At 63.7% G+C, this 5351-nt stretch carries 5 protein-coding genes; all 5 read left to right on the top strand.

Features of this window, described 5'->3' with window-relative positions; all coding sequences use genetic code 11:
• Positions 1-377: 377 nt before the first annotated feature.
• Positions 378-1499, top strand: a complete 1122-nt coding sequence (locus ABDW21_RS16010; RefSeq protein WP_343710734.1) for a class I SAM-dependent methyltransferase — start codon at positions 378-380, stop codon at positions 1497-1499.
• A 112-nt stretch (positions 1500-1611) separates the two neighbouring features.
• Complete coding sequence (locus tag ABDW21_RS16015; RefSeq protein WP_343710738.1) at positions 1612-2346, top strand: class I SAM-dependent methyltransferase; 735 nt, start codon at positions 1612-1614, stop codon at positions 2344-2346.
• 92 nt (positions 2347-2438) lie between these two features.
• Positions 2439-3707 (top strand): glycosyltransferase, encoded by a 1269-nt coding sequence (locus ABDW21_RS16020; protein ID WP_343710735.1) that lies wholly within the window; start codon positions 2439-2441, stop codon positions 3705-3707.
• A gap of 80 nt (positions 3708-3787) precedes the next feature.
• On the top strand, positions 3788-4018 hold the full coding sequence (locus tag ABDW21_RS16025) for an MbtH family protein (protein WP_343710736.1): 231 nt from the start codon (positions 3788-3790) through the stop codon (positions 4016-4018).
• Between the two features lie 23 nt (positions 4019-4041).
• Positions 4042-5351: condensation domain-containing protein (locus tag ABDW21_RS16030; RefSeq protein ID WP_343710737.1), on the top strand; the 1310-nt coding region annotated here is incomplete at its 3' end.

The following is a 5351-nucleotide window of genomic DNA, read 5'->3' on the forward strand; positions in this document are numbered from 1 at the left end:
GATGACGAAGAACACGTCCACGCCGACGAAGCCGCCGCCCACGCCGGGCACGCCGGCGTGGAAGAGGACGACGGCCACCACCGCGACCGCGCGCAAACCCTGGATGTCCGGACGAAACCCCGCCGTTGCCGAACGCCCACCCTGCACTCCGTCGGCAGAGCCAACGCTGTCCACCTGGTGCAAGGCCACCTACCCGGTACGAGGACACATGTCTTTCGATTCGAGGAATTATCACACATCTGTTTCAGCGGGCGGGATTGTGGTGTTCCAGCGGCCGGGATTGTGGTCCGCGTCGAATCGGCGATCAGCCGGCAGGCTCTGGTGCCAGGCCCTCATCCCACAGGGCCTAGTCTGTCCGGGAACCCGGCGGCGAACCGGTGGGCGCAATCGATGGGCGGACAGTGGATCGCACGAATCTTCATCGCATATGGAAAGCCATTCTCGTCGGCATCGCGCTCGTTGTGGGTGCGGCATGTTATTTCCTGCCGGCTCTCCTCGTCGTTATCGGCCTGCTCCTGCTGGTGCTCCTGTGCGCACGTGTGCTCTATCGGGGCCGCGACCGCTACATTCCAAACTTATATGCCCGCGACATCAGAATCTACGACGACGCATATCGCGCGTTCATCGGCCGCACGCTGGCGGATTTGCGCCGCTGCAGGATTCGCGGCCACACATTATTGTGGGAGGCATCGCGCCTGCCGAAACCAGGCCGTGAGGATTCTGACGAACTGTTGCTGGACCTGGGTGTCTGGATCGGCTGGTCGACACGGCTCCTGTCTGACGCCACCGGCCGCATGGTATACGGCTTCGACACCTTCTCCGGCCTCGTCGAAGACTGGCACGTCGACGACTATATCGTCATCAAGAGTGGAGCCTTTTCACTGTCACATCCGTTCTCACAGCGTTTTATCCGGGACACTGGCGTGAGGCTGCACGACGGCCTTCCTCCCGCGCTCGGTCGCACGGTGCAGTTCATCAAGGGAAGCACCTACGAGACGCTGGCCCCGTTCCTGGCCGACCGGCCGGCCGCCCCGATCAGGCTTTTCCATATGGATCTGGACACGTATGAGAGTTGCCTGCATGCGCTGGAAACCTGCAAGGATCGCTTTGTCGAGGGATCCATCCTCGTGTTCGACGAGTATCTGGTCACCAATGGCGAATTGCGGGCCTTCTATGAGTTCCAGGACCGCTATGAGCTGGAATGGCGATACCGTGCGTGGGGCCTCGAAATGTGGGAGATGAACATCGAGATGGTCGCCGCGCGGTGGAAGCGCCTGGTGTACTACCTCGTCGCGATTGCGGTGTATTGGTCGGCGGGGGACGGCCACTACGCATGGACATTTTTCGGCCGGCGGTTTTGGCGATTTTGGTTGGGCGCACCGATAGGCGATATCATTTTCATGCTCGGTGCTGCCGGACAACGCAAGTCAGTCAGCCTTGAGATCACCGGTCTGGGCAAGCTCGACCGAACCCTCCGCCAGGACCGGGACCACGCGTGACGGCCGGCAGGGGAACCGAAACGGTACAGATCTGGGCGTGCGGGCGGACCGCTTGTCAGACGCCTGTCTACTTAGGAAGGATCGTCGCGTGAACATCAACAACGGGCTGGTGATGGTGGCGGATGCCTGGCCGGGTATGAACCGGATCAGGGCCGTGCAGCGGGCGCTCGACGGCCGGGTGAACCCCGTCTACCTCGAGATCGGGGTTTCGCGCGGGCAGGCGTTCCAGCGGATCAGCGCCGAGGTGAAGATCGCCGTCGACCCGGCTTTCAAGCTTTCGGAGCGTTCCCGCGAGCTCGCCGACGCAAAGGCACGCGCCACCTATTACTTCGAGACGACCAGCGACGACTTCTTCGAGAACGAGACGGCCTTCCTCGAGCAGCACCCCATTGACGTCGCCCTGATCGACGGTCTGCACACCTACCGGCAGGTTGTGCTCGACGTCGAGAAGACCCTGCGCTACCTGCGGGACGACGGCGTCATTTTCCTGCACGACTGCAACCCTCCGTTCGCCCTGGCCGCCCGCCCCGCGGCGTCGTGGGAGGACTTCATGGCGCAGCAATCGGGGCCGCTGAAGATCGGCTTGTGGAACGGCGACGTGTGGAAAGCGATCGTCCATCTGCGTAGCACCCGCCGCGACCTGCTGGTCGGAGTGCTCAAGTGCGACCAGGGCGTCGGTTTCGTACGAAAAGGATCTCCGGAATCGCCGTTGCCCTACTCGGCGGAGCAGGTCGAGGCGCTCACGTACGCGGACCTCAAGGCCGACCGCGCGCGCTTGCTCAACCTGAAGCCGCCCCGCTATGTGAACGAATTTCTCGGTGCGGGCGCTGGATCTCCGCCGAAGTAAAGAGCCGGCGACGTGGCGCTCCGGCGAGTCCTGCGCCAGGCTCCGGGTTCGTCCGCGCCGCCCGCGGCGGTAGTGAGAGGCTGGGATCCGCGATGAAATGTGTGCTGGCATGTTGGGGCAGTCGCGGCGATGTCGAGCCCTGCCTCACTGTCGGTCGTGAGCTGGTGCGCCGCGGGCACGACGTGTGCATGGCCGTCCCGCCCGACCTGATCGGCTTCACCGAGGCGGCCGGGGTTGCGGCGGTCGGCTTCGGGCCGGATGCACAACCGGTGCTGGACGCGCACCGCGACTTCTGGACGTGTTTCTTCGGCACCCCCTGGAAGATCAGGCACCTGATCAGGGCGCGGCGCGAAGTCGGCGAGACCATCATCGGGTGCTGGCAGGACATGAGCACGACGCTGAGGTCGCTGGCGGACGGGGCCGACCTGCTGTTCACCGGCGTGAATTTCGAAGACGCCGCTGCCAACGTCGCGGAGTATTACGACATTCCGTTGGCAACGCTGCACTACTTCCCGCAGCGGCCCAACAGCCAGATCCTGTCCTTCCTGCCCGCGTGGTTGGCCCGCTCCGCAGTGGCGGCGTTCTGGTGGCTGTCGTGGCGCGGCACGAAGAAGGTCGAAGACGCGCAGCGCCGTGAACTGGGCTTGCCGAAGTCGAAAGGGCCCGCGCCGCGCCGGATCACTGAACGTGGGTCCCTGGAAATCCAGGCCTACGACGAGGCGTGCTTTCCCGGGCTGGCCGCCGAATGGGCGAGATTCGATGGCCAGCGGCCTTTTGTCGGCACGCTGACACTGGAGTTGCCCACGGATGCCGACGAGGATGTCGCCTCGTGGATTGCCGCGGGCACACCGCCGATTTACTTCGGGTTCGGCAGCATTCCGGTGGAATCTCCCGCCGACACGATCGCCATGATCAGCTCGGCCAGTGCCCGACTGGGCGAGCGGGCGTTGGTGGGCGCCGCCGGGACCGACTTCAGCACCGTCGGCCATTCCGAGCACGTCAAGGTGGTGGGCGTGGTGAACTTTGCGACCGTGTTCCCCGCCTGCCGCGCGCTCGTCCACCACGGCGGCTCGAGCACCACGCCCATCGGCCTGCGGGCCGGAGTCCCCCAGCTGATCCTGTTTTGGGACCTCGTTCACGCGGTCTATGGCGCTGCGGTCAAACGGCTGAAAGTGGGCACCGCCCGGCGCTTTTCGACCGCTACCGAGGAATCGCTGGTCGCCGACCTGCGCCGCATACTGGACCCGCAGTACCTCGCCCGGGCCCGCCAGATCGCCGCCCGCATGACCGCCCCCGCCGATGCCGCCGCGGCTGCCGCTAATCTTGTCGAGGATTTCGCCCGCCGGAGCACCAATTCCTGACCGGACGTGACAGGTGTCTCACCACGAAGTATGGTCTAGAACTTGTTGCAGTCCTGTCCACGACCCCTCCTGGAGACGCAGTGAGCATCAATCCCTTCGACGACGAAAGCGGCAGCTTCTTCGTCCTGGTCAATGACGAGGAGCAACACAGCCTGTGGCCGGCCTTCGCCGATGTTCCGGCCGGCTGGCGGGTAATATACGGCGCCGCGGACCGCGCTGCGTGCGTGGACTACATTGATCAAAACTGGACCGATATTCGGCCAAGGAGTCTCCGCGAGAGACTGGCCGCCGCCCAGACTTCGGAAAAGTAGAGCGGCTGACGGCAGGGAGTCCGATGGAGCTCGACGACCGCACATTTCCGCTGACGAGGGGACAGCTGGACATCTGGCTTGCCCAGGAAACGGGTCACTCCGGTGTCGAGTGGCAGATCGGCCTGCTGGTGAGAATCGAGGGCGCGGTAGACCTTGATGCCCTCAGGTGGGCCATCACCCGAGTGATGGGAGAGGCCGAACCGGTCCGGGCCGCCTTCCTGGAAGCCGACGGCCAGGTGTTCCAAAAGGCGATCGATTACCCTGATGTCGAGCTGGACTTCTACGATCTGAGCGGCTCGCAGCATCCCGTACGGGAAACCCAGGAGATGGCATTATCGATTCAACGCACGCCGATGCCGTTCACCGGCCCGCTGTTCAAATACGCATTGTTTCAGACACAGCCCGATGAATTCTACTTGTTTGGTTGCTACCACCACATTGTCATAGATGCGACCGGCATTGGGCTGCTTGGCAATCGGATCGCCGCAGTTTATTCGGCAATTGTTTCTGGGGAACCGATCCCGCCTGCCTTCTTCGGCTCGCTGCAGGACTTGGTCGACTGCGAATCAGAATACGAAACGTCCAACAATTATCCCGACGACGAGGCATACTGGACGAGGAACCTGCCAGCGGAGAGCGGCCTGAACTCTTTGCTGCCGCGGGTGGCGGGCAAACACGATCCGAATTGGCGTTCGGCGCCGGTTCGCTTGGACCGCGCGGTGCTTCGCCGCGTGCACGAGCTGTCCCAAGCGTGGAACATGCCGCGTACATCGATCATTACCGCGGCGTGCGCGCTGCTGGTACGCGGGTGGTGCGCCGAAGGCTCCGAGGTGGTGCTCGACTTCCCGGTCAGCAGGCGAATACGTCCGGAGTCGAAAACTCTGCCCGGGATGGTTGCCGGGCTTGTGCCGCTGGTGTTGAAGGTCTCGGCGGCAGCTACGGTCACCGATTTCTGTGCGCATGTCGACACGCGAATCCGGGAAGCGCTGCAGCATCAGCGGTTTCCGGTGCACGCCCTGGAACGTAAAGCCCACTCACGGGTTCCGGGGCAGTCAGCAGAGCGGGTGGTCGTGGACTTCTTCCCGACTGCATTTTCTCTGGACTTCGGTGGCGTCGCGGCGTCGGCGTCGATGACCAATTCCGGCCTTGTGAGCGGCTTCGGGTTGATTTTCTCCGGTGTCGGTGACGAGCTGTTCTTCAGCACGTTGGGCGCCGGGCAGCTTTTTTCGAATTTCGACGCCCCCGATTTGGCGTTACGGTTGCAGCGGGTGTTGGTGGCGATGACGGCGGATCCGGGGCGGCGGTTGTCGTCGGTGGATGTGCTCGATGAGGC

It is taken from the genome of Mycobacterium sp., from assembly GCF_039583805.1.
Lineage (GTDB): Bacteria > Actinomycetota > Actinomycetes > Mycobacteriales > Mycobacteriaceae > Mycobacterium.

What these genes read in the sequence shown, in the direction of transcription:
- ABDW21_RS16015 (WP_343710738.1), top strand. Translation starts at nt 1,612, where the DNA reads ATGGTGGCGGATGCCTGGCCGGGTATGAACCGGATCAGGGCCGTGCAG.
- ABDW21_RS16020 (WP_343710735.1), top strand. Translation starts at nt 2,439, where the DNA reads ATGAAATGTGTGCTGGCATGTTGGGGCAGTCGCGGCGATGTCGAGCCC.